This window comes from Victivallis vadensis, from assembly GCF_003096415.1.
GTDB lineage: Bacteria > Verrucomicrobiota > Lentisphaeria > Victivallales > Victivallaceae > Victivallis > Victivallis vadensis.
The window spans coordinates 1-23,870 of sequence record NZ_QEKH01000024.1; the positions used below are offsets into that span (position 1 = coordinate 1).

Here is a 23,870-nt window from a genome sequence, read left to right on the forward strand (position 1 = left end):
AAAAATTCGTGTTTTTTTCAATCAAGGTCGGCACAATAAATTCAGGAACTTCTCTCGATTCGCGGGAGCAGTTCAAAAAAACAGGAAAACTTGAACTTATCTCTAAATAAACCCTAAAATATCCCGGCTTGCCGAAATTAAAAGCCGGAAACAGGAAAAACACCGCATTTTTACCATATTCTGACAAAAACCGCTATGCGGCCTCCGTCCTCCTCACTTCCCGCCCGGGAGAAAACGTACCGACAACTCCACCGCGCCGGAAGCGGGAGCCGGAACCGTGAAACGCACCATCTTCACCTTGCCGGTTTTCTGGTCGAACGGCTTCAGGAGTTCTTCTTCCGCCACGACCTCCCACGCGCCCGGCATATTTTTTTCGAGACGCAAAAAGGCTTTTCCCTGCGTCAACAGCAAGGAACCGTCCGTTTGCGTCGCGGCTTCAGCCCGGGTGCACATCTGCCAACTGATAATCTCTCCTGGCTTCACTCCCTGCAGAGTGTCGGTCAGAGTCAGGGTACGGTCGGCGGCCAAGCCGGCCCGCCGGACCACCCGTTCCGCTCCTCCGGCGTAAACCGGCGTCAGATCGGCTTCGATCATGTTCCCGGAAGCGGCTGTAATCGCGCCTTTCCCGTCGACTCGTTGCGGCTGTCCCCCGATCCGCGCGATATTGTGGCTGTCGGCTCCGTAGCGGAAAACCTGCCAGCGTTCGCTGTCCTGCTTCATGTCCCATATCTGCAGGACTTTTTCCAGCTTCGAATAGTTCTGCGCTCCCAGGTCCATCGCCCATCGCACGCCGTCGGCCTCGTAGATGAATGCGCCGCAATCCATATGGCCGTGGTTGCGCCGCGGCGAACCGGCGGTAAGGCCGAAGTAGACGGCATCCGGTTCCCAGCCGGAACGCATCACCGCAAGCGGCGCGGCCGCACTCTTTCCGCTGAACCAGCCGAGCGGGCCGTTTTTCACTTTCCCGACCGGTGGCCGGAGTCCGGTCAGAATCAGCGGCAGCAGCCGCTTGTCGTCCTGTTTCCATGCGGGCTTCTCCCGGCAATACGTCTCAAGCATGCCGTTCTCCCACGGCACAAGCCAGTCGGCCCGGTCAAACCGTTTCGCCAGGCTGAACATTGCAAACGAAAGCTGCCGCCTCTGGAATGTATGGGTATCGCCGCAATTGAATGTGAAGCCGGTTGGCCCGGTCATCGCCTGCATGAAGTCTCCGGTCTGCGACAGTCCGGGCGTATCGGCCAGGCCGAAATTCCGGTTGAATGCCGCGTCGAGCATATCCAGCGCCAGCGCGGTAAAATCCGACGCGTAAATCCAGTAGCCCGGTCCTTCCGGATGAGCGCCGCGCGGACTGTAACTGGCCGCCAGCGAGTAGCGCAGCCGTTCCACCGCACGGGTGATGATCCGCGCGGCAAGCTCAGGTTCGCGGTCGCCGACCGCAACCGCTCCGGCGATCAATCCGGCATGACAGACCTGATTCCAGTTGTTGGTGGTCGAAACCCACCACATTTTCGGCCCGAACGAGGGCTTGAGTCCTTTTTCAACAATCGCGGCGGCAACCCGGTCACGCTGTTCCGGGGTCAGCTCTGCATAGAGCCAGTCATAGGCGAGCGACACCCCCATCAGCAGTTCGGCGGTATCGAGAAAATGTTGCGGATTCCAATCCGGATAACCGGCTGCGTTCAGCAATTCGGCCACCGCCCGCTCGGCGAACCTCCTTTCACCGGTCAGTACCCATGCCGTCGCCAGCGTGTTGAGCCGCGCTAGTATCTGCTGGCTGGCAGAGAGCATCCGCATCGGATCCATCATCACCTTCGGCTGCGGCGGCATCGGCAGCAGCAGCTCCGCATTGCCTACGATCCGCTTCGCCAGCAGTTTTCCCAGTGGTGTTTCTGCATTCTTCCGGATTGTGTCGAACCGGTCGACGAGTACCCTCGGCCGCCGCACTCCCAGTTTGTCGACTGCCTCACGCACCTCCGCCGTGATTCCGGCGGGAACCGCGGTGATCTTCAACGTCAGTTCCGCCGCCTCTCCGTTCCGTTTCGGAAAGAGGCGCAGCCGGTAGGCTCCGGCGGCGGAAAACAGCTCGAATCCGAATTCTCCTTCAAGTTTCACCGTGCTGCCGGAGGTCTCCAGCAGCACCGCCTTGGCCGACTTCCATTTACGCCCTCCGAAATCAGCGGCACGCTTCGGCAGTTCCACCGCGTCCCTGTCAACCGTGCAGCGGCGTCCCCCCAGTTCCGCCGCCGGTATGGCGCCGTTCAACACCAGCAACGCCCTGAACCGCTCCGGGAATTCCAGCCGCCATCGGCAGGCGATTGCATTCTCTCCGGCAGTTTCCACCGTTTCAAAAAATCGGCACGCCACACCGTCCAACAGCTGCCAGGACGCTTCCAGTTCAAAACGTTCCGGCAAAACTTTCGGGAATCCGACCGCAGGAGCCAACGCCGGAGGCTGCTGGAAGCTCGGCTTCCAGTCCTGATAGGCCATCCATTCGAATCCGATGCCGTCGCCGATTCGGAGCCTGCCCTCCCGGTCGACCGAAAAAGCGGGCGGCAGCGCAGCCGCGCTCACCGCCGCAAATACAGCCGCACACCATATTCCAAATTTACCGATCACCATCTTCCTCCTCCTTCAGTTGGAACGGCGGAACTTCTTGAACCACAGGAACGCATTGTAGGACGCATAGGTTTCCCAATTCGCCGCCGCCCGGTTATCGACGGTCCGCACTGCTCCATCCTGATAGAGCACATTGGATTTCACCCCATGTGCATGAGGCTGGTCGTTCAACTTGAAAAACTCATCGGCGGCCATCGCCCGGTCCGGATATTTCAGCCGGTAGCTGTGGGTCAGATTCTCATTCCATTTGCCGTAGGCTTCTTCCCACAGGAACGGCAGAAACCGGTAGCTCGACAGCAGCCAGTCCGGACAATTCCGCGTGATCCAGGACATGTCGTAACGGTTGAAACCGGCCGCAACCGTCGCCGCCGCGGAACGCGCGGGACATTCAAAGCTTTTTGCCGCCGGGATCATTCCGGTATCGATCAATGCCGAGGCCAGGCCCTGATTGGAGTTCCCACGGCGGAACTTGGTTGTATTAAGGGTATTATAGTTATTGTCATCATCCGTCGGCGCATAGGGAAACCAGCCGTTGAAATCGATCGTATAGGAAGAAATCCCGATGCCGATCTGCTTGAGATTGTTGATGCAACTGATATTGCGCGCTTTCTCCCGCGCCTTCTGCAATGCGGGCAGCAGCATCGAAGCCAGAATCGCAATGATTGCTATAACAATCAGCAATTCAATTAGTGTGAATTTTGTTCTTCCCATCATTTCCTCCCTGTGGCGGTCATTATTTCTTGTTCCGGTTGAAAACTCAAGGTTCCAGAATCCGGCAACTGGAATTGATGCACAGTTCCGCTCCCACGATCCGTCGCACCGGTTCGGTTTCCGGTTCTTCCAGCCTCCGCAGCAGGTGCGTCAACGCCGCCTGTCCCATCTGAAAAAGCGGCATCCGAATGCAGCTTACCGGAAAGGACACTCCCGCCACTCTGTCCATATCATCAAAGCAGATCAGTGAAACATCCCCGGGAATTTGCAGCCCGGCCCGTTCCGCCGCCACCGCGAAAGTCGGAGTCTGACAGCCGAACAGCAAAAACGCGGCGGTCGGCCGGCGCTCTTTCAGCACACCGGCCAGTTCATCCACCGTGGGATCGCGCAACACCAGCCCGGAGGGCGACGGAAGCCGGTGCGCCGCGAATGCCTGATAATACCCCCGCTCGCGCAACTCCATCGAAGCACCGCCGCCGGTCACCATCATAATCTCCCGGTGACCCGCCATCAACAGATATTCGACCGCCCGGTATGCTTCCCGGGTATAATCAACCGAAAAAAACGAGAAACGCGGGTTCTCCGGTTGCCGGTTGATGAACGCAATCGGCAAGCCTTTTTCGGCCAGCGCGGCATAAGGCGCGTAATTTTCATCTCCCACCCACATCATCAACAATCCGTCTATGCCGGCCACGTTCAGCGTCTTCGGATTGCGGTTGTCAAGCACCGTGAGCCGGCAGCTGTCCTGCTGCGCCGCATCCAGAATTCCTTTCATCAGCAGTTCCTGATAGTAAGCTCCCCAGCCGGGTGCGATCGGATCAATGCCGATCGTCCACGGCCGCGACGGCGCCTTCGGTCCCGGCGCGGAACGCAGCACTTCCCAGCCGACTCCGGCACGGCTGCTGATGAATCCGCGCTCCGACAACAGTTGCAACGCCTTGCGCGCGGTAGTCCGGCTGACTTGGTATTCCTCGGCAAGCCGCTTTTCGCCCGGCATCAATTCGCCGGGAATCAGCAGACGTTCCCTGATCCGCCGGTGAAGCTCCTCATAAACGGCCCGATAGGCGATTTTCGACATTTCAAACGTTCCTATACATGTTTACGTGATCCTGTCTATAATTATACACAATCCAGCCGCAGATGTCAATAGCGCATCGGATTTTTTTCAGGAATTTTTCCATTCATACCGGTTGGTCTTCAAACCCGGCTCCCGTCTTGCCCGTTGTTCTGATGAAAACGGAGCACCCGCCTGCATCCGGTTCAGGTCCACTCGATCCATCGGGACCAATCTATCGCCAACGCCAGACCGCCCCCGTTCAAAACAGCGGGAATCAGCACCAGTAGAACGGCGTAAGCTGTATTCATTGAGGCTTCCGCTTCACTTCCGCCGGAGTCATGAGTGCCGCATGTCACAATAAATCCGGCGATCATAACCAATATCGCCAGCGCATAACCGGCCAGCACGCCGAAATGCAAAAGCCGATATTTTTTGCCGATCAGCCCGGCGACACATTCGGCTGCGGAAAGAAGATTTGGGAACACGATCAGCCCCCACAACAGCACCGGCGAAGCCAACCGATACATAAAAAGCGAAAGCGGCAGCACGATTGTCAACAGCAAAAGAAGCCGTATGAAATACATCATCACTGATATCCGGTGAACTGATCATAAAGTTGGTCGGGGTGGAGGGGATCGAACCCTCGACTTTCTGCTCCCAAAGCAGACGCGCTAAGCCACTGCGCTACACCCCGACGAATTGGAAATAAAGTGCGGTAATATATCCCCGAAGCGGAGAATATGCAATACGGCGCCGTTATTTTTCCGAAGATTCCGGCTTGCCGGCCGGTTCGTCGATCTTCAGTTTGCGGACCCATTCCAGTTTGTCGCGGCCGATTTCGACCCGCACCCCCGGCTCCGTGCCGAAGAAAATCGCCTTTTCACTCTCCTCGAACAACGCCCCGAGTTCGACCCGGCCCGTATCCTTGAACTTGATTTCGCAGTTGGCCACCCACACGTCGATCTTGCGGTTGACCACCTTCTCCTTCTGCACCTCCAGTACGTAATCGCGGCTCGAAGGCATCGCCCGCGGATGCGACACCGTCACCACATGCCTGCCCGGCGCGACGGAATCAATCAGGATCGGCTTCGTGCCGGTCGAATTCTCCGACTCGGCCACACTTTTGCCGTAAGGCTTGCCGTCCAGCGAAATATGGATTCCGGCCGGCTGCACGTTCAGTATGATCGCCCCGGTGCTCTTGACCAGCTTGAACCGGATGCTGTCGCTGAAGCCCGCCGCGATCTGGATCGTCTTTTCCCCGACATCGTATCCCTGCTTCACCGCCCTGATCCGGTAGACCGCCGGAGTCAGGTTCATCACGGTGCACGGCGTGACGCCCTGCTTCACGTCGTTCACGAAGATTTCGGCCCCGGCCGGCTCGGAGGTGATGTCGATTCCGCCCGGCTTCGGCGTCAGCTTGTAGGTTTTCGGCAGCTCCTCGCCCCGGTTCAGGGTCAGCACCTGCTCCAGCGGCAGGAAGCCGGGAGCTTCCAGCCGGATCCGGTATTTGCCCTCGTTGAATTCGCCACTGTACGGCGTCGCCCCGACCGGCCGGTCGTCGATGAACAGCTGCGCCTGCTCCGGTATGCTCGAAATCGTCGCCTTGGCGATATTCGCGTCGAGGTTCACCATGATCTGCCGCGGCCGTTCGTCGTCCACGCGCCAGTCGATCGCCCGCTCGCTGTAGCCGGGCATCCGGAGCTGGCCGGAAAAACTGCCGAGCGGCAGCTCCAGCACCAGCGGCGTCGCCCCGACCACCCGCGATCCCATCACCAGCTCCGCTCCGGCGGGCCTGGTCGCCACCAGCACCGAAGTCAGCGCCGGTTCCAGTTCGACCGCGATCCGCCGATGCTCCTGATCCTTCAGCACGACCGACTGCCACTTCGGGGCATAGCCGGGCGCCGTGAATTTGAAAAGATACGAACCCGGCGGCATCTTCAATTCAAACGGCGGCTTCGTAAACACCTGTTTGCCGCAGCCCACCGACAGTCCTTCCGGCCCGGTGATGTTCACCACCGCGCCGGGCGGCTCTTTCCTGCCGCATCCGCCCGGCAGCGACAATGCCGCGGCCAACACCGCCGGCAGGAAAAAATTCATCATCCGTTTCATTTCAGTTTTCCCCTCAGAGCGTTGTCGACCGCGAAAAGCCCGCGCCTCGCCTTGTCATAGGGCACGGAGCCGACATCCACCAGCTCCATCACCTCCTGATAGACCAGCCGCAGCTTCCCGTAATCCTTGAGCGCCGCCAGCCGGGCTACCTCCGCATTCAACGCATTGAGCTTGCGCTCGCGCAACTGCTGTGCCTCCGCCAGCCGGCGGCGCGCCCGGTCCCACATCGCCGGATGCGGCGAGAACTGATCCAGATAACTGACCGTCAGCCGGTAGCGGGCGATCGCGTCGCGCAGGTTCGACGGCAGCGCCTCCCGGTCGGCGAACAACTGCTCGGCCTTCACGAAGCTCGCCTCCGCCTGCGATTTCAACTCCTCCGCCGTCAGCGCGATGGTCTGAAGCCCGTACTGCTCGGCCAGCGCGTTGATTGCCGCCTCCGCCTTTTCAAACTCCATCGGCAGGAACTGCCCGGCCACGCGGATATCCGCGACCCGGGTTGGTTCGGCGATCACCAGCCGCCGGTTGACCAGCTCGCGGGAGCGCGGCGCGGCGGGCCGCGCCATGGTCCAGATGCCGGAGCTTTCCAGCTGGCCGCGCAGCACATCCAGATTGCTCTTGCCGATCTCTTTTTCGGTGCGCTCGACATGGCGCATGGATTTGATGTCGTCGAGAAGAAAGGTCGCCCCGCCGTTTTCCAGCAGCATCGTAAAGCGGAACACATTGTCCGGCGCCTGGATCACCTTTTCGTAATAGACCGTCAGCGGCTTCTCCGCCGCGGCCGCATTCGCGGCGTTCTTCGCAGCCGGAGCAGGCGAAAAGAGCCGGATGCACGCGCTGATCACCACGACCACCACACAGACGATCACCGTATAAAACGTCAGGTTGGAGATGCGGCGGCGCGGCTTCGCCGGGGCGTTTCCCGCGTTTTCCTCTTTCCTCTCCTTTTTCGACTCGTCGAACAGCCGGAAATTCCCGGAGTGGATCGCCGATTCGATCGCCACCGGCTCGGCGGCGGGCGGAGGAGGAGCTGCGGGGGCCGGTTTCGGGCTCACCGGCGGAAGCGGTTCGAGCACCCGGGTCCGCGCCGACGGCGACACCGCCTCCGGTGCCGGGAACGGAATCGCTTCGGTCGGAGCGGAATTGCGGACCACACCGGTTCCGGGCGCAACACCCGGTTCGCGCGTGCGCTTGCCGGAAAGCCCCGGCACCGGATTGGTCACCGACGACGGAATCGGATTGAAAATCACCTTGGGCGGCTCCGCGGCCAATCCCGAAACCCGGATCATCTGGTCGCCGATTTCGAGCAGGTCCCCTTCCGCCAGCGTGCGGTCGCTGGTGATGCGCACCCCGTTCAGCTTCACGCCGTTGGTGCTGCCCTGATCGCTGACGATCCACGCGCCGTCCGGATTCAGCCAGAGCCGAGCGTGGTAGCGCGACACGCCCTCGGTCGGAATCCGGACGATATTGCCGTCCTCCCGGCCTATGGTAATCTCCGGCAGCGCAAATTCGGCTTCGTCGCCGCTTCGCACACCGTTGACAAAAGATATTTTCATCGAAACCCCTTGTTCGTTCCAGTCCCGGTTCCCGGCTCGGCCGAGCACGGGGAAGCCCCTGCATTTTTTAAGATAGTTTCAGATTGCAATTTTTCAATCGCCTCACCGTCCAAAGTCGAATTTAAATTGATCCGGTGCCCGACCCGGCAGGCGGCCCGTTCGATCGCGCCCGCGGGCAGTTCGATCACCGTGACCGCTCCGCGGCAGCCGGCGGGCAGCCGCCACGGCCGGAAATCGCTTTTCAACCGGATCACCTTCGACTCCCGGTCGAGAAAGACCAGGTCGATCGGCACCGTCATCCACCAGCTGTGCACCGCGCCGCAGCGGGGAAATACCATCGCGTCGAACTCCCCGGCCGCAAAGCGCCGCCCGATCATGCCGCGCAGCCGATCGAACCAGCCGAGCGCCCACCGCGGATGACGCGCCAGATACCGTTTCGAATCCAGATCGTAAATCATCATCCCACCCGGAACATCTGAAGAACCTGAAGGGCCAGCGGCCCGAAAATCACGATCAGCACCGACGGCAGAATGCAGAACACCACCGGGAAAATGATCTTGACCGCCGCCTCGTTCGCCAGCTTCTCCGCCAGCGAAAAGCGTTTGTTGCGCTGCATATCCCCCTGCACACGCAGCAGCTGCACGATGCTGACGCCCAGCTCCTCGGCCTGCACGATCGCGTTGACCGTCGTGGTGAGGTCGGGCTGCCGCACCCGCTGCGCCATGTCGCGCAGCGCATCCGCCCGCTTGCGCCCGAGCTGCATCTGCCGGAACGCCCGGGTCAGCTCCTCGCCGAGCGGGTCCATCCGGCGGCGGGCCAGGATGTCGCGCAGCGCCGACACGATGTCGCGCCCCGACTCCACCGACAGCATCAGCAGATCGAGCACGTTCGGCAGCGCCTTCATGATCGACAGATGGCGCGCCTTGATCCGCATCGACAGCCACATCGACGAATAGAACGTGACGACCAGCGCCGCCATGCACAGACAGATCAGCACCCGGCCGGAGAGCGCCCCGATCAGCAGAATCACCAGCCCCAGCAGATAGACCAGCAGCTTCAGCCCGATGAAGTCCCCGGGAGTGAACACCTCGCCGTACCCCGCCATCAGCAGCTTCGGAGCGACACTCCTGCGCCATGAAGCGAGCCCCTCCGACTCCGAGGTGGAGCGGACCAGCGGCAGGAACGGCATCAGCAGCCGGAACAGAACCGGCACCGGCAGATCGGTTTCCGCCCGTTTCCGCTCCAGCTCCACGCCGGAGAGCAGCCGCAGGATGCACAGCGAAAGGCAGGTCACCGCCGCTCCGGCCGAAAACGCCGCCGCCAACTGTATAATCATATCCAACTTGCCCCTGCTCCTATACTTCGATGGTTACGATCCGGCGGATGATCAGAAAACCGATCACGTCGAAAATTCCCGCCACGATCAGCAGCGCGATCCCGATCGGATTGGTCACGAACGCGCGGATCATCACCGGATTGATCCACCACAGCCCGATCAGCAGCGCCACCGGCGTCAGCGCGATCAGGATCGCCTGAAGCCGTCCCAGCGCGGTCAGCGCGCGGACCTTGTTGGAGATGCGCACCCGCTCCCGGATCAGCGAGGCGACCCGTTCCAGCGTGCCGGTCAGCTCGCCGCCGGTCTGCCGGGCGGTCAGGATCGCGGTGGCGACCAGCTCGAAATCCTCCGACCGCAGCCGCCGGTTCATATTTTCCAGCGCCTGCTCCACCGGCACGCCGAGCCGTATCTCCTGGATCAGCAGCCGGAATTCGACGGAAATCGGGTGGATGTTCTGCTCGGCGACCTCCTCCAGCGCCTGATTGATGCTGAAGCCGGCCTTCAGCGAACTGGAGATCACTCCCAGCGCGTCTTCCAGCTGGAAATTGAATTTTTCGAGCCGCCGCACCTTGAGCTGCCGCAGCACCAGCCGGGGAAGCAGAAACAGGACCACGCCGAAAAACAGCGCGACGAAAATCCCCCACTTCCACGAATATCCCTCCACCAGCGTCGACATCAGGATGATCGAAATGATGATTCCCGAAGTGGCCAGCGCCAGACTCAGATCCAGCACCCGCCTGGCGGGCATCTGGATCAACACGTCGTCCAGCTCGGTGCTGGCTTCGGCCAGATAGCGTTCCCGGTAGCGGGCCGCCACGTACAAACCGAATTCGATCAGCACGAACGTGGCCAGCATCACGCTCAGGAACGCACAGATTCCCGGCCAGAATGAGCTTGACAGCATCGCGCTTTCCTGCATAAGGTTTCCTCTCAACTGCTTTTCCGGCTGAACATCCGGATATCCAGGTCCAGCTTGGCGCGCTCGATCTCCTCCATGAAGGTCGGCACGCTGCCGGTCGGTTCGAATACGCCGGTGATCCGGTTTTCACCGTCCCAGCCGGTCTGGCGGAACACGAACAGATCCTGCATCGTGATCACGTCCCCCTCCATCTTGGTGATTTCGCTGACGTTCACGATCTTGCGGCTGCCGTCCCGCTCGCGGGTGATCTGCACCACGATATGGATCGCCGACGCGACCTGTTCGCGGATCGCCCGCAGCGGCAGGTCGAAGCCCGCCATCAGCACCAGTGTCTCCAGACGCGACAGCGCGTCGCGGGGGCTGTTCGCGTGGATCGTGGTCAGGCTGCCGTCGTGGCCGGTGTTCATCGCCTGAAGCATGTCCAGCGCCTCGCCGCCGCGGCACTCGCCGACCACGATCCGGTCGGGACGCATGCGCAGGCTGTTGCGCACCAGGTCGCGGATGGTCACCGCCCCCTTGCCCTCGATGTTCGGCGGGCGGGATTCCAGCCGGACCAGATGCTCCTGATGGAGCTGGAGTTCGGCGGCGTCCTCGATGGTCACGATGCGCTCGCGGTTCGGCAGAAAGGAGCTGAGCACGTTCAGCAGCGTGGTTTTGCCGGAGCCGGTGCCGCCTGAGATCAGGATGTTCTTGCGCACCGCGACGCAGACCGCCAGAAACTGCATGATGTCCGCCGAAACCGAACCGAACCGGATCAGGTCCGCCGCTTCAAAAGGCTTGCGGGAGAACTTCCGGATCGTGATCGTCGGCCCCACCAGCGACAGCGGCGGGATGATCGCGTTCACGCGGCTGCCGTCCGGAAGCCGCGCGTCCACCATCGGGGAGCTTTCGTCGATCCGCCGCCCCAGCGGCGCGACGATCCGCTCGATCGCGGAGAGCACCTGATTGTTGTCGGCGAACGCGGTATCGGTCCGGTACAGCACGCCTTCCTTTTCCACAAACACCTGATCGGGGCCGTTGACCATGATTTCGGTGATGTCGTCGCGCTCGATCAGGTACTCCAGAGGACCGAGGCCGACCGCTTCCTGGATCAGCTCCCGTTCCAGCACCGACAGCGGCAGCTCCGGCGGCAGGGTAACGGTCAGCTGCGAAAGAATTTCCCGCACCATCACCGCCGCCTGCTCCTTGAGTTCGTCGCCGGAGACGCCCGCGACCGCCAGCTTCTTCAGGTTCAGCCGGATCAGCAGCTCCCGGTGGGCGTGCTTCTTGATCTCCTGCAGGATCGGGCGCAGCCGCGCCGGCACGCCGGAAATCTTCAAGAGAGGAATCTCCTGTTTCTTCGCCTCCGCCGCCAGCAGTGAAATTTCCGGGGCGGCCGCAGACGCCGGCGCAACCGCCGCCACCGGAGCCGGGGCGGTTTCCGCCCGGCGCACCAGAATCTCCACCTTGCCGAGCCGCAACGTCCGCCCCGGCCGGATCTCATAGGGTTCATGCGGAAACAGCGCCGTCCCGTCGTCGGTCACGGTGCCGTTCCGGCTGCCGAGGTCCATCACGGTGAGCCGGTCGTCATGCACCACGAACTGCGCGTGGCGGCGGGAGATGTCGGGCCGGATGATCCGGATGTGGCACTCCTCGGCGGCGCCGACCAGATAGGCGCCGCCGGGCAGCTTCGCCGCCGAATCCGGCGCTCCGGGCTGATGGATTACGATTTCAAGCATGGCTCGCCTCCCGCGCCCGGCCTATTTCAGGCGCATGCGGTCTTCTTCGCGCCGCTGGTTGTAGGTGGGAATCTCTTTTTCAAGCTGCTTGAAGTTCACGCTGCGCTTCTCGGTCTCGCGCGAAATCTTAACATCCTCGAAATTGCGCAGCGACAGATTCAGCTTGCCTTTCTGGGAGGCGAAGATGATCATCTCCACCTCCTCGGGATACAGCAGCAGCGTCACGGTGCCGTAGGAACGCGCCCCCGCGGGATCGAGCGACGCGCTTCCCCAGCGGTTGCCGACCGCCAGCACCTTCACATCCTGCAGGATCGTCAGCGTCACGGTGTCGAGCGAACTGTCGCCGCGCACGTCGGGAAAGCGGAAGGTGCCGATCACATCGACATCGTCGTTGGGCTGGATCAGGTTGTTCACCGAGGAGACCGGGTCCACCGGAATCGCGACCGCCCGCATGCCGGGACGGATCACGCCGTTGAACCCCTGCCGCTGGGTCATCGGCTTCAGGTCGGTGCTCTGCAGGACCTGTCCGGCGGTCATCGTGGTTTCGAGCTGGCGGCCGATCACCCGCGACACCTCGCTCCACGGGATTTCGCGGCTCATCGATTGCATTTCACGGGAGCGCCGGACCGGATACCGGACCAGATCTCCCGGCTGCAGCTCCTCATTGGGAGCCTTGTCCACCGCCAGTTTGATCAGCACCACGGTCTCCGAATCGCCGATGATCCGCCTTTTTTCGGCCTCCAGCTGCTGATAGCTCAACACGAACGCCAGCAGACCGAACACCACCGCGCCGAGCAATAAGAATTTCTGCCGCATATGCACTCCCCGAACAGGTTGAAAAGATCCAGCCGACGGGAATCGCAACGGTTCCCGATATTCTGGAATATATACGCCCCATCTGGAAAATGCCAGAGTGTTTTCCCGTTTTTTATCAGGAAAACACCGGAAAGCGGCATTTTGTCACTTCGGCGCCAGGCGCCGGGCGACGAAGCGGATCAGCTCCCCGATCCACAGCACCAGCGAAGTCGCCGCGATGATCTCCACCCAGGTCAGCACATCCAGAGGCGCCACCCGGAACGCGCGGCCGCCGAAGGTCACGATCACGATCTGCCCGGCCAGGATCGCCCCCGCGATCAGGTAGAACATGTGGTTGCCGCCCAGCCGCCGCAGGAAGGAACCGGCCGTGCCGTAAGCGCGCACATTGAACAGATTCCAGAACTGGATCAGCACGAATACCGAAAAGAACACCGTCTGGTCGCGCAGCAGCACCGCGCCGGCTTCCCCTTTCATGTGGAGCAGCCAGCCGATGAAGAAGGCCACCAGCGCGATCGCGGTGCCGAAGATGTTCTTCGCCATCGTGCCGGTCACGATGAAGTCGCCGCTGCGGCGCGGTTTGCGGTCCATCACCGCCGGGTCGGGCGGCTCGGTCGCCAGCGCCAGCGCCGCGAAGGTGTCCATGATCAGATTGATCCACAGCATCTGGATCACCGTCAGCGGCAGCTCCACGCCGAGGAACGGCCCCGTCACCGCGATCAGCAGCGCCGCGACGTTGATCGTCAGCTGGAAGATGATGAAACGCTGGATGTTCGCGTACAGCGAGCGTCCCCACAGCACCGCATTCACCACGCTGGCGAACGAGTCGTCCAGCAGGATGATCGCCGCCGCCTCTTTCGCGATCGCGGTGCCGGTCTTGCCCATCGCGATGCCGACATCCGCGTTGTTCAGCGCCGGAGCGTCGTTGGTGCCGTCGCCGGTCACCGCGACCACTTCGCCGGAACGCTTCAGCGCCCGCACCAGTTTGAGCTTGTCCTCGGGCCGCGCCCGCGCCATGATTTTCAGCTTGCGGCCGATCCGCACCGCCTCGTCGTCGTCCAGCGCCGCGTACTCGCGGCCGGTCAGGATTTCACCTTCCCCGAAGCCGCCGTCCCCGGCAAGACCGATCTGGCGGCCGATTTCGCGGGCGGTCTCCGGGCTGTCGCCGGTCACGACCTTCACCTGAATTCCGGCGGTGCGGCAGCTGCGGATCGCGGGCGGAACCTCCGGCCGCACCGGGTCTGAAATCGCCGCGAAGCCGAGGTAGGTCAATTCATTTGCCACATCGGCCAGGTCGGCGCCGGCGGGCAGTTCCACGCGCCGCATGCAGATTGCCAGCGTGCGCATTCCGCGCGCCTGATACTGTTTCAGCTCGTCGAACAGCTCTTCGCGTTTCGCGTCGGAAAGCTCCTCCTCGCCGGACGCGGTCAGCACCCGCGCCGAACGCGCCAGCAATATTTCAGGCGCCCCCTTCACATAGAGCACCATCGTATCGTCCACCGCCGAACGGCCGTAAGTCGCCATGAATTTGCGTTCGGTCGAAAAGGTCAGCTGCTCCTTGAGCTGGAACGCGAAGCGCAGCTTCAGGAAATCCAGCCCCAGCCCGTGCAGATAGAGCAGCAGCGCCCCTTCGGTCGGATTTCCGACCGCCTCCGCCGCGCCGTCGGGCGAAATCGAAAGGTTGCCGGTGGTGTTCACCGCGATACTCTCCTCAAGCAGCGCGCCTTTCCCCTCCGGGAACGCGGCGAACCGCATCGAACTCACCCGCATCCGGTTCATGGTCAGCGTGCCGGTCTTGTCGGTGCAGATCACCGTCGCCGCGCCGATGGTTTCGCAGGCGTGCATCTTGCGCACGAGGTTGTTGGAGGCGGTCATCCTGCGCATGCTGTACGCGAGGCTCAAGGTCACGCTCATCGCCAGCCCCTCCGGCACCGCGACCACGATCAGCGTCACCGCGATCATGAAAAAGCCCAGAATCTTCCCCAATGCCGCCGTCGACATCACCGGGTCTGGCCAGACGCCGCCGAGCGCGATCCCGCCCAGCCCGGCGACGGCGATCACCGCCGCCGCGATCAGGCATGCCGCCACCCGGCATTCCGGCCCCCGGAACCGGGGCAGGATCAGCTCCAGCCCGTCGGTGATCAGCGGCAGCCACACCCGCAGCAGCGCGACCAGCAGCGCCAGCGCCAGCGTCGCGGTGACGCCCCACTGCGGCAGCGTCTGCACGATGTCGCCGCGCACGATCTCACGTCCGACCAATACGCCGAAAGTGGTTGCGGCGATCACGAAACCGACCAGGCCGATGATCCGGCTGAGTTTTTCGAGCTGTTTCTGAAGCGGCGTCTCCTCATCGCTTTCCAGCGAGGCTTCGCGGGCGGTTTTGCCGATTTCGGAGTGTTCGCCGACCGCGACCAGCCGGGCGTAGCCGTAGCCCTCGACCACCGGAGTGCCGCGCAGCAGCTTGTCGGCCGGATAGATGCACTCGCCGAGCCGGGCGATTTCGGGATGTCCGGAAGGAAACTTCTCCACCGGGTCGGTTTCTCCGGTCAGGCTGGACTGGTCGAGCTGCAGATTCACCGCCTCCAGCACCAGCGCGTCGGCCGGAATTTCCTCACCCTGTTCGACGAACACCACGTCGCCGACCACCAGGTCGCGGCGCGGCACCATCACGAAAGCCCCTTCGCGGATCACCTTGTACGGCAGGTCGTCGTTGCTTTGATTCAGCAGGTCGAACTCCTTTTCCGCCCGGTACTCGTTGATGAAGGCGATAAAGGTCGCCAGCGCGATCGCGACCAGGATTCCGCCGCCCTCGACCCAGTCGCCGATCACGCACGACAGGATCGCCGCGATCATCAGAATCCGGATCACCGGATCGCTGAATTTGCGCAGATACTGAATATACCACGGCACCCGCACCGGCGGAGCCAGTACGTTGGCCCCGTTTTTTTTGCGGCTGTCTTCGACTTCGGCCGCCGACAACCCCTTGTAGTTCAATTGATCCACAGAACAACTCCCCCTTTATTCAATATGATTCCAATCATGACTTCGACTGCATGTTCTCCCGGTCGACGGTCATCGCCAGCAGCGCCGCCTCGACCTTCTGCCGGTACTCCTCGATGCCGGCGTCATCCAGATCGGGCGGCACGAAAATCTTGTCGCCCAGAATCAGCGTCAATTTACAGAAGGGCTTCGGCAGCTGGAACTTGTCCCAGCTTTTCACGCTCCAGTAGCGGCTCGCGTTGATCGTGATCGGAATCACTCCGGCCCCGGTCAGGCTCGCCAGCTGGATCGGCCCTTTTTTCATCACATAGATCGGCCCGCGCGGTCCGTCCGGCGTGAAACTCACATTGTAGCCGTCGCGGATCGCATGGACCGCCGCCAGCTGCGCTTTGGCCCCGCCCCGCGAGGAGGAGCCGCGCAGGCTCTTCAGCCCCAGCACCGAAATGAAATCGGCGATATACTGCCCGTCGCGCGACGCGCTGACCACCGCCATCGTCCGCTTGCGCGCATATCCCGGAATCGCAACCGGGAAAAACAGCAGCCGGTTGTGCCACGTCACCGAAACCGAACCTTCCGCGTGCCCGATATGGTCGTTCGGGTCGATCACCTCAAGCCGGTATATCGTATGGATCGCCAGCTCCAGCAGATGCGCCGGCAGCCAGTAGATCCAGGTCGGGAACTTCTTGATGTTGCGGAACTTCTTTTTCAGGTATCCCATCTATTTATCCTTTACTCCGCGCCGTTTGCAGATCGGGCGGATCGTGCAGCGGTCGCAGGCGGGTTTGCGCGCATCGCACACCCGCCGTCCGTGCTGGATCAGGATGTGCGAAAAGTTACTCCACAATTCCGGCGGCACCTTCGCATTCTGCTCGGCCTCGATCTTCACCGGGTCGTCGCAGTCGACCAGCCCGATCCGGTTCAGCAGCCGGTTCACGTGCGTATCCACCGGGAAGCCCGGAATTTTGAACGCATCGCCGAGCACCACATTCGCGCTCTTGCGCCCGATGCCGGGCAGCGTGGTCAGTTCCTCCATCGTGTGCGGCACCTCGCCGCCGAACTCATCGACCAGTTTTTTCGCACAGGCCGAAAGATTCTCGCTCTTATTGCGGTAAAGCCCGCAGGTGCGGATGATCTCCGCGATCCGTTCGACCGGCAGCTCCGCCATCGAAGCCGGGTCCGGCGCGACAGCGAACAATTCTTTGGTGACCTCGTTGACCCGGTCGTCACGGCACTGCGCCGACAGCATCACCGCCACCAGCAGCTGAAACGGCGACGCATGTTTCAGCGGGCAGGTGCAATCCCCGTAAAGCTTGTAAAGCCCGTCGTAGAGTTTACGCCACTGCGCGGAAGAAGCCATCACTCCAACCCTCCGGCCAGCGTCAGGTAATTTTCCAGAAGCCGAAGTCCCGCCCGCTGGCTTTTTTCAGGATGGAACTGGGCCGCCAGCCACCGGCCGGAACCGATCACCGCCGAAAACGGCGTGATGTACTCCGACTCCGCCAGCGTGAACCGCTCATTCACCGGCACATAAAACGAATGCACGAAATAAAAGTAACAATCCTGCGGCAATCCCTCCGCCAGCTTACAGCCGGGCCGGAACCGCGCCGAATTCCAGCCGATCTGCGGCACCTTCAGTCCCACCGCCGGAAACCGCGTCACCTTTCCCGGAAAGACTCCGAGGCCGCGCACTCCCGGCGCTTCCTCGCTCTCCTCAAGCAGCATCTGCATACCGAGGCAGATCCCGAGGAACCAGCCGCCGTTTTCCACAAATTCCGGGAGCGCCCGGTCGAAGCCGCGGCTTTTCAGGTTCTCCATCCCGTCGCCGAAGTTCCCGACGCCGGGCAGCAGGCAGCAGTCAAAGCCGGTCAGCTCCTTCCCGCTGGAAACCACCTCCGCCCGCGCGCCGACGAATTCCAGCGCCTTCGCCACCGAACCGAGGTTTCCCATATTATAATCGATCAAGGCGATGCTCATCGTCACCCTCCATATCATATCTTCTTATGAATGGATAATATAACACCGCAAATCCCGGATTGCCAAAGGGGGGCACACTCTTCCTAACAATTTTCTAACAGAAAAGAAACCTCTGTCGGGATTTCGTTCCTTTGGAGCGGGCAGGGCGCTTCGAGAGGAGCGAAATCCCGCTATGGGCGATAGACGGCCTCGCCGTCAATCACGGTAAGGAGCAGGCCGGAGGCGGGGGTATGCGGATTGGCGAAATCGTCGGTGCCGTCGAGTTCTTCGGGATCGAAGACTGCGAAATCGGCGGGACGGCCTGCGGCGATGTAGCCCTGACCGGCCAGCCGGAAAGTGTCGGCGGGCAGGCCGGTGACCTGCCGGACGGCGCTTTCGATGGAAGCTCCGTCCTCGAACCGCAGCTTCAGGAAACGCGGCAAGGAACCGAAGGCGCGCGGATGGCTCCGGCCGATCGAATAATCAAGGGGGCGGGCGTTCTCATCGCTTCCGGCCATGCACCACGGGAGCGCGAGAATCCGGCGCAGGTTTTCTTCGGACATGCCCCGGAATCCGGCGGTGGTTCCGGCCGCATCGGCGGAGAGCAGCTTCACCGCCAGCGCCGGAGCCGTCACCCGGAATTGCGCGGCGAGCCGGTCGAGGGTTTTGCCTTCGCAGCCGGAAAAGCCGGGGGCGGCGGTACCGACCAGCCGGACGGTTCTCCAATATTCGGAAGAGCGCGATTCGTCGAGGGCGGTTTCGAGAGCTTGCTGTTCAGCCGGATCGGCGAGACGGCGCTCAATGGTTTCATCGTCAAGGTCGCCCCATTCGCCGGGCAGGATCACGCTCAGCTGCGTCATCGACTCGGTGTAGGGATAGCGGTCGACCGAGAGTTCGATGCCGTCTTGCCGCGCCGCCTCCAGCAGCGCGAGCGCGGCGTCCAGCTTGGACCAGTTTGCGCGCCCGGCGGTTTTGAAGTGGCTGATCTGCAAGCGGTTCAGACCGGCGCGCCGGGCGCATTCGACGGTTTCCGAGAGGGATTCGAGCAATTCGCTGCCCTCGCTGCGCAAATGGGTCGCATACAGCGCCCCACGGGCGGCGAGGCGCTTCATCAGGAATACGATTTCGTCGGAATCGGCGAATTTGCCGGGCACGTACAAGAGACCGGTGGAGAGGCCGGGCGCCCCCTGTTCGAGCATCCGGTCGAGCAGCCGGGCCATCTCATCAAGCTCGGGGCCGGAAAGCCCGGCCTGTTCGTAGCCGGCAATCGCGGCGCGCAGAGTGTTGTGGCCGCACAATGCGTGCATCTTGAGCTTCACGCCGCGCCGGGCGAGGGCGGCGCGCCAGCCGGAGTAGTCGTCCCAGTCGATTTCGACGCCGTACTGACGGTAAAGCTCGTTCAGGTGGGCGCGGTTGAAACGGGTGACCGGAAAGGCGGAGAGTCCGCAGTTCCCCGCGATTTCCGACACCACCCCCTGCGAAATTTTGCCGAATCCCTCCGGGCGCGCCAGAATGGACAAGTCGGAGTGACCGTGCACGTCGATGAAGCCGGGCGCAAGGATGCGCCCCCCTAGGTCGAGCGTGCGGTCGGCGGCGGAAGCGGTGATCGCCGGCTCAATTGCGCGGACTTCGGCGCCTTTGGTCAGGACCGCGCACTTGCGCAGCGGAGTGCCGGTGCCGTCGGCGAGCCACAGATTTTTATAAAGAACGCTTGAGCAACTCATAGACTCTGAAAAACTCCGATCCGCTCCAGGCCTGTGCCGGACAACCGCCCTGACGGTGCGGCGCGTCGCCGTCCGCCACTTCGGGGAGCTGTCCGATCACGCCGGTTTCAAAATATCCCGCCGCCGACATCAGAATCGCCAGCGCCCGCTTCCGCACCGGTTCGCCGCCGAGCCGGTAGAGCGCCTCGCAGTAAGCCGGGAAGGGCCAGCTCCAGACGGTGCCGTTGTGATAGGCGACCTTGCGCGAGGTATCTTCCGGCCCGCAGTAACGGCCCCGGTAGGGGTGCTCCGGGTCGTTCAGCAATACGCCGTTGCGCTCGACCGGCAGCCGGCAGGCGACGGGCCGGTCCGCGAGACTGCGGATGCCGCCCGGCACGAGCAGTTCTTCGGAGTTGGTCAGGATCAGGCGGCATTTGGCCGGATCGGTGACCGCGCCGAGGGTGACGGCGAGCAGCTGGTTGGGGCGGATGTGGTCGTCCGGCACCGCCGCGCGGGCGGGAACGCCGCGCCGGGCATGGAGACAATCCGAACACCGTCCGGGCAATTGGAAGAAATACCGTTCGATGCTTGCCGCGACCCGTCTGGAAAGTTCGCGGTACTCCGGCTCTTCACGGCCGAGGAAGTCGAGCGCGGCGAACCAGAGCGCCTGAATTTCGACCGGGTATCCTTCGCGCGGCGTTCCGGCCGGGAAATTGGTATCCATCCATGTGAAGTGGGACGGGCTGAAGATCAGCGCGCTGTCGGAGTCCATCACAATGCCGTTCGGAGTGCCGCGCCTGTAGTTTTCGACGATCGACACAAGCACGTTCCGCAAGGTGCGGCCGCCGCAGTCGGCGTCAAGGATTGCGGCAGAACCGGCCGCATCCACATAGTCGCGGGTTGCGACGATCAGGTAGAGAGGCGCGTCGCTGGTGTCGCGGTTCGCGTCGTCGAGACCGCGGATCATGTTCGGAATCGTGCCGTTGCGTTCAAAGAGCGCGAACTGGCGGATGATCGCTTCGGCTTCCGGCCTGAAGTTTCCGACCACGAGTCCGCGCAGCGCGATCAGCGTGTCGCGCCCCCAGTCGAGGAACCACGGATAACCGGCGATCACGGTGCTGAATTCGTCGCGTTTGACCACAAAGCGGCGCATCGCGGGTTCAAACAGCTCATCGGGGCCGGTGCTGGAGGGATATTCGCGTTGTTCCGGCCACTCGATCCCGTCCGGGATCGGCCGGTCGGCGGCATCGGCGAAAGCAGTCAGCGTGGCGGTCTGACCACCTTCCAGATGATATTCGAAATAGCCGGGGCTGAACAAATCGGTCTTGTCCTCCAGCCCGTAATAGCGTTCCGACGGCAGGTCGACCATATAATACCACTCCGGCTGGCTGTGGAACGAGCCGCCTTCGGCGCGCAGCGCGAGCCGACGCTCGGCGGGAGTGAAGTCAAAGCCGTTCTCAAGGGAGCGGACCGCGGCCGGGAAGCGCTGCTCCGGACCGGCGAACGCCTTGGTGACCTGATGGTTGATCCGGTCCTCAAGATCGGGGCGCAAAATCAGTTTGGCCGGCGTCGAATCGGGCAGCTCGCCGGGACGGTCGCAGGAACAGTGGCGGCGGAAATGGAAGCGCACCGCGTCGGTGTTGAACGCCCCTTCCATTTCGATTTCCAATATTGCCCGGCAGCCCTGACCGGCGGGGAGCGCGAAGAGCCACCGCGCCCGGTTGTCCGGCTGTGCGTTGAAGGCGATCAGGTTATCGAGTTCGATGCTCCGGCTGTAGCCGTTGACCACCAGCCACGCCCGGCAGCGGGTGAACATCACGTGGCGGTCCACCGGATAGGAGCGGTTGATGTTCGCGGCCAGAATCGCCTCGTATTTGCTGGTCAGTCTTCCCCACGCCGCCGAAAAGTAGCTGATTCCGCCGAACCGGTTGGCGGCGAAGGCATAGAGGTCGCCGAGCGGATGCTCGACCGCGCTGTTTTCCTGTCGGATACGGCAGCGGTCCGGCTGGGGCAGCTGTACCAGTTCCCCGGAACTTTTCACGATCTTCTCCTCCGACTCGAACACGGTCAGCCGGATCGACAATGAAATCATGCTGGTCAGGTGGTTGGGCGGCAGCGCGATCATCGCGAGGTGATGGCGGCCGTCGGCGGAGGGAAGACTGGCGGCCAGCCGCAGATTGCGGTCGCCATGACGGATTTCCACCCGGAACCGGCTGTGTCCCTTCACCAGAAGCACATCGCCCGGCGGCAGCATCACCCGGCGGTGCGGATCGGATTCGACCCGGTAACGGGTCACAGGCGCCGGATCGATGCCGGAAGAGGCCGCCGCGAACGCAACGGGATCGGCCAGCATCGCCTTGCCCGGCTCCGCCGTCGCGCCGCCCGCTTCCAGTCCGCCGAGAGCGACGAGGATGCTCCGGGCCATCGCATCGGCCCGCTGCCGTTCGACCGGCGCGGGCTCGCGGCCCGGAACCGGATCAGGGAGCCGGTAATCCGTGAAATCGATGCAGAGCCCTTCGCCGGGAGCAAGCTCATAATTGAGTTCATTGAATTCGTGGCGGAACGTAATCCGGCGGCCGCTCAGAAGGTCGGTTCCTTCCCCGGGGCAATCCGCCACCGGCCAGTGAACCGCGGCAGCGCGGTCGCAGTCGAGGTTCAGCAGCACCAGCACCCGGGTTTTGCCGTCGGCGGCGGTACGGCGGGCGGCCAGGACGTTGCCGCCCCCCTTCTGGATCAACTCCACATGCGAACCGGCGAGGAAAGCCGGATGGTCGGCATTGAGCAGCGTGAGTTTACGGATCACTTCGATCAGATTGGGGGAAGCTCCCCAGTTCAGTGCTCCCGCGCCGTGCACGTCGATCTTCTCGGTCGCAAAGAATTCGGCACCGTTCGCAAAGCCGAACGCGCCGTTTTCCGCCAGCAGCGCCGCGACCAGGAAACGCAGCCGGGCGTAGACCCTGCCGGAGGCCGCCAGCCGCATGTTGTCGTGGGTTTCGGCGAAGTTGACCAGTGTGCCGTACAGGGCGCTGCATTGGTCCACATAGGGAAAATAGCGGCTGATCTGGTCGCGGGTGTAGTTCTGGAAGAGCTCGGAATAGCCCCAGGTGAGGCCGGAGTAACCGAGCAGCCGCTCCTGCACCTTCAGCGGGCCGCCGAGTCCTTCGAGCAGGAACACGGTATCCGGAAACTCCTCGCGGACACGCGCGACGATGTAGTTCCACGCCGCTTCCGGCAGCATGTAGCCCGCGTCGCAGCGGAAGCCGTCCACGTGGCGGCGGCACCAGAACAAAAACACCTTCGCCATCAGCTGATGTACCTTGGGATCGGTGTAGTCGAGCTTGCAGAGGTCCGCCCAGACCACGCCCCACGCGCCGGGACTTTCAAAGGCGCCGTCCGCTTTGCGCACGAAATAATCCGGGTGCTCCCCCTGCAGCTTGGAGGCCCAGCCGGTGTGGTTCACCGGGATGTCGAGAAAAATCCGGCCGTTGCGGGCATGGACCGCGTCGACCAGCTCGCCGAACTGTTCCAGCGGCGTCGCCTTCGGGTCGAAGTCGGCCAGCGCCGGATCGACGTTGAAGTAGTCCAGCGACGCGAAAGGGCTGCCGTAACGCCCCATCCGGCCGTACTGGGTCGGCGCCGGGTGGATCGGCAGCAGCTGCAAAATCCGGCAGCCGAGCTTGTTGAAGATATGGTCCAGCTGCTTTTTCAGCGCCCGGAATGTGCCGGAGGGAGGAATCACGGTATAGCCCCGGCGGTCGAGTTCGGCGAGTTCTTCCGGATCGGGAGCGGAGACCGCCTTGTCCATATTCGCGCCGAACTGCCGCACGAAGGCCGAATAGATCGTATTGCCCGCCGCCGCGTTCGCGCTGCACACCTTGAAGCGGAAGTTCTCCCCCTCCGGCCACAGGATCGCCGAACGGTCGGCGGGCAGGAAGCTGCATTTCGCCTCGAATATGCCGATTTCAGTGAAGGGCAGCGTGAGTTCCGCCACGCCGGGAGCGACCGCTTTCATCGGCAGGTCGTGCCAGTCGAGGCCGGCGAGCGCGCGATGCTGGTCGGTGCGCGCGACGATTTCGGCGCGGCGGATCGCGGCGCGGCCGATGTTGGTGCGGACGACGGCGGTTCCGTCCCGGTCCGCCGGGATGCCGTCAAGACGGAAGGTTACGGTATCGCCGGTGTGGAAAATAGTACGCGCCGGACGGATTGACTGCTGCATGATCGTGCTCTCGCTGTGAATGAATTCCATACTTTCCGGTAATATACTGCATCGGAGTAAAAAAATAAAGCATTCTTCGGGCTTTCTGCTTTTAAAATCGGATCAGTTGTGTTATCTTAATTGCATTTCGGGCAGATGTTGTCGTTTGCCGCAACAAGCAACAACC

General features: G+C 62.5%; 17 protein-coding genes and 1 tRNA gene. All 18 read right to left on the reverse strand.

The window, feature by feature from the left end; genetic code table 11:
* Window positions 1-213: 213 nt before the first annotated feature.
* Window positions 214-2,619 (reverse strand): heparinase II/III domain-containing protein, encoded by a 2,406-nt coding sequence (locus C8D82_RS13835; RefSeq protein ID WP_116884881.1) that lies wholly within the window; start codon window positions 2,617-2,619, stop codon window positions 214-216.
* Between the two features lie 12 nt (window positions 2,620-2,631).
* A complete protein-coding gene (locus C8D82_RS13840; protein WP_207776138.1) occupies window positions 2,632-3,330 on the reverse strand; it encodes a DUF1559 family PulG-like putative transporter in 699 nt (232 codons plus the stop codon).
* A gap of 43 nt (window positions 3,331-3,373) precedes the next feature.
* Window positions 3,374-4,405 (reverse strand): GntR family transcriptional regulator, encoded by a 1,032-nt coding sequence (locus C8D82_RS13845; protein WP_116884883.1) that lies wholly within the window; start codon window positions 4,403-4,405, stop codon window positions 3,374-3,376.
* A gap of 182 nt (window positions 4,406-4,587) precedes the next feature.
* Window positions 4,588-4,971: a hypothetical protein gene (locus C8D82_RS13850; RefSeq protein ID WP_116884884.1), complete on the reverse strand. Its 384-nt coding sequence runs from the start codon at window positions 4,969-4,971 to the stop codon at window positions 4,588-4,590.
* A gap of 30 nt (window positions 4,972-5,001) precedes the next feature.
* Window positions 5,002-5,078: transfer RNA gene (locus C8D82_RS13855), tRNA-Pro, on the reverse strand.
* A gap of 62 nt (window positions 5,079-5,140) precedes the next feature.
* Window positions 5,141-6,493 (reverse strand): PEGA domain-containing protein, encoded by a 1,353-nt coding sequence (locus C8D82_RS13860; RefSeq protein WP_116884885.1) that lies wholly within the window; start codon window positions 6,491-6,493, stop codon window positions 5,141-5,143.
* On the reverse strand, window positions 6,490-8,046 hold the full coding sequence (locus tag C8D82_RS13865; protein ID WP_116884886.1) for an FHA domain-containing protein: 1,557 nt from the start codon (window positions 8,044-8,046) through the stop codon (window positions 6,490-6,492). The genes C8D82_RS13860 and C8D82_RS13865 overlap by 4 nt, the downstream gene beginning before the upstream one ends.
* Window positions 8,043-8,507, reverse strand: coding sequence for a DUF192 domain-containing protein (locus tag C8D82_RS13870; protein WP_116884887.1), 465 nt, complete (start codon window positions 8,505-8,507; stop codon window positions 8,043-8,045). Before C8D82_RS13870 ends, C8D82_RS13865 begins: the two co-directional genes overlap by 4 nt.
* Window positions 8,504-9,382 (reverse strand): type II secretion system F family protein, encoded by an 879-nt coding sequence (locus C8D82_RS13875; protein WP_116884888.1) that lies wholly within the window; start codon window positions 9,380-9,382, stop codon window positions 8,504-8,506. Before C8D82_RS13875 ends, C8D82_RS13870 begins: the two co-directional genes overlap by 4 nt.
* Window positions 9,383-9,401: 19 nt before the next feature.
* Entirely contained in the window at window positions 9,402-10,301 is a 900-nt protein-coding gene (locus tag C8D82_RS13880; protein WP_116884889.1) for a type II secretion system F family protein, read from the reverse strand.
* An 11-nt stretch (window positions 10,302-10,312) separates the two neighbouring features.
* Window positions 10,313-12,019, reverse strand: coding sequence for a TadA family conjugal transfer-associated ATPase (locus tag C8D82_RS22175; protein ID WP_116884890.1), 1,707 nt, complete (start codon window positions 12,017-12,019; stop codon window positions 10,313-10,315).
* 21 nt (window positions 12,020-12,040) lie between these two features.
* A complete protein-coding gene (gene cpaB / locus C8D82_RS13890; RefSeq protein WP_116884891.1) occupies window positions 12,041-12,835 on the reverse strand; it encodes a Flp pilus assembly protein CpaB in 795 nt (264 codons plus the stop codon).
* A 144-nt stretch (window positions 12,836-12,979) separates the two neighbouring features.
* A complete protein-coding gene (locus C8D82_RS13895) occupies window positions 12,980-15,835 on the reverse strand; it encodes a calcium-translocating P-type ATPase, PMCA-type (protein ID WP_116884892.1) in 2,856 nt (951 codons plus the stop codon).
* A gap of 34 nt (window positions 15,836-15,869) precedes the next feature.
* Complete coding sequence (locus tag C8D82_RS13900) at window positions 15,870-16,550, reverse strand: lysophospholipid acyltransferase family protein (protein WP_116884893.1); 681 nt, start codon at window positions 16,548-16,550, stop codon at window positions 15,870-15,872.
* Complete coding sequence (gene nth / locus C8D82_RS13905) at window positions 16,551-17,189, reverse strand: endonuclease III (RefSeq protein WP_116884894.1); 639 nt, start codon at window positions 17,187-17,189, stop codon at window positions 16,551-16,553. It abuts the gene before it with no gap.
* On the reverse strand, window positions 17,189-17,806 hold the full coding sequence (gene hisH / locus C8D82_RS13910; protein WP_116884895.1) for an imidazole glycerol phosphate synthase subunit HisH: 618 nt from the start codon (window positions 17,804-17,806) through the stop codon (window positions 17,189-17,191). Before hisH ends, nth begins: the two co-directional genes overlap by 1 nt.
* A 170-nt stretch (window positions 17,807-17,976) precedes the next feature.
* Window positions 17,977-19,509: an N-acyl-D-amino-acid deacylase family protein gene (locus C8D82_RS13915; RefSeq protein WP_116884896.1), complete on the reverse strand. Its 1,533-nt coding sequence runs from the start codon at window positions 19,507-19,509 to the stop codon at window positions 17,977-17,979.
* Window positions 19,484-23,734 carry an amylo-alpha-1,6-glucosidase gene (locus tag C8D82_RS13920; protein WP_116884897.1) on the reverse strand — a complete coding sequence of 1,417 codons (4,251 nt, stop codon included), beginning with the start codon at window positions 23,732-23,734 and terminating at the stop codon, window positions 19,484-19,486. Before C8D82_RS13920 ends, C8D82_RS13915 begins: the two co-directional genes overlap by 26 nt.
* Window positions 23,735-23,870 lie beyond the last annotated feature (136 nt).

What these genes read in the sequence shown, in the direction of transcription:
- C8D82_RS13835 (WP_116884881.1), bottom strand. Translation starts at nt 2,619, where the DNA reads ATGGTGATCGGTAAATTTGGAATATGGTGTGCGGCTGTATTTGCGGCG.
- C8D82_RS13840 (WP_207776138.1), bottom strand. Translation starts at nt 3,330, where the DNA reads ATGATGGGAAGAACAAAATTCACACTAATTGAATTGCTGATTGTTATA.
- C8D82_RS13845 (WP_116884883.1), bottom strand. Translation starts at nt 4,405, where the DNA reads ATGTCGAAAATCGCCTATCGGGCCGTTTATGAGGAGCTTCACCGGCGG.
- C8D82_RS13850 (WP_116884884.1), bottom strand. Translation starts at nt 4,971, where the DNA reads ATGATGTATTTCATACGGCTTCTTTTGCTGTTGACAATCGTGCTGCCG.
- C8D82_RS13860 (WP_116884885.1), bottom strand. Translation starts at nt 6,493, where the DNA reads ATGAAACGGATGATGAATTTTTTCCTGCCGGCGGTGTTGGCCGCGGCA.
- C8D82_RS13865 (WP_116884886.1), bottom strand. Translation starts at nt 8,046, where the DNA reads ATGAAAATATCTTTTGTCAACGGTGTGCGAAGCGGCGACGAAGCCGAA.
- C8D82_RS13870 (WP_116884887.1), bottom strand. Translation starts at nt 8,507, where the DNA reads ATGATGATTTACGATCTGGATTCGAAACGGTATCTGGCGCGTCATCCG.
- C8D82_RS13875 (WP_116884888.1), bottom strand. Translation starts at nt 9,382, where the DNA reads ATGATTATACAGTTGGCGGCGGCGTTTTCGGCCGGAGCGGCGGTGACC.
- C8D82_RS13880 (WP_116884889.1), bottom strand. Translation starts at nt 10,301, where the DNA reads ATGCAGGAAAGCGCGATGCTGTCAAGCTCATTCTGGCCGGGAATCTGT.
- C8D82_RS22175 (WP_116884890.1), bottom strand. Translation starts at nt 12,019, where the DNA reads ATGCTTGAAATCGTAATCCATCAGCCCGGAGCGCCGGATTCGGCGGCG.
- cpaB (WP_116884891.1), bottom strand. Translation starts at nt 12,835, where the DNA reads ATGCGGCAGAAATTCTTATTGCTCGGCGCGGTGGTGTTCGGTCTGCTG.
- C8D82_RS13900 (WP_116884893.1), bottom strand. Translation starts at nt 16,550, where the DNA reads ATGGGATACCTGAAAAAGAAGTTCCGCAACATCAAGAAGTTCCCGACC.
- nth (WP_116884894.1), bottom strand. Translation starts at nt 17,189, where the DNA reads ATGGCTTCTTCCGCGCAGTGGCGTAAACTCTACGACGGGCTTTACAAG.
- hisH (WP_116884895.1), bottom strand. Translation starts at nt 17,806, where the DNA reads ATGAGCATCGCCTTGATCGATTATAATATGGGAAACCTCGGTTCGGTG.
- C8D82_RS13915 (WP_116884896.1), bottom strand. Translation starts at nt 19,509, where the DNA reads ATGAGTTGCTCAAGCGTTCTTTATAAAAATCTGTGGCTCGCCGACGGC.
- C8D82_RS13920 (WP_116884897.1), bottom strand. Translation starts at nt 23,734, where the DNA reads ATGGAATTCATTCACAGCGAGAGCACGATCATGCAGCAGTCAATCCGT.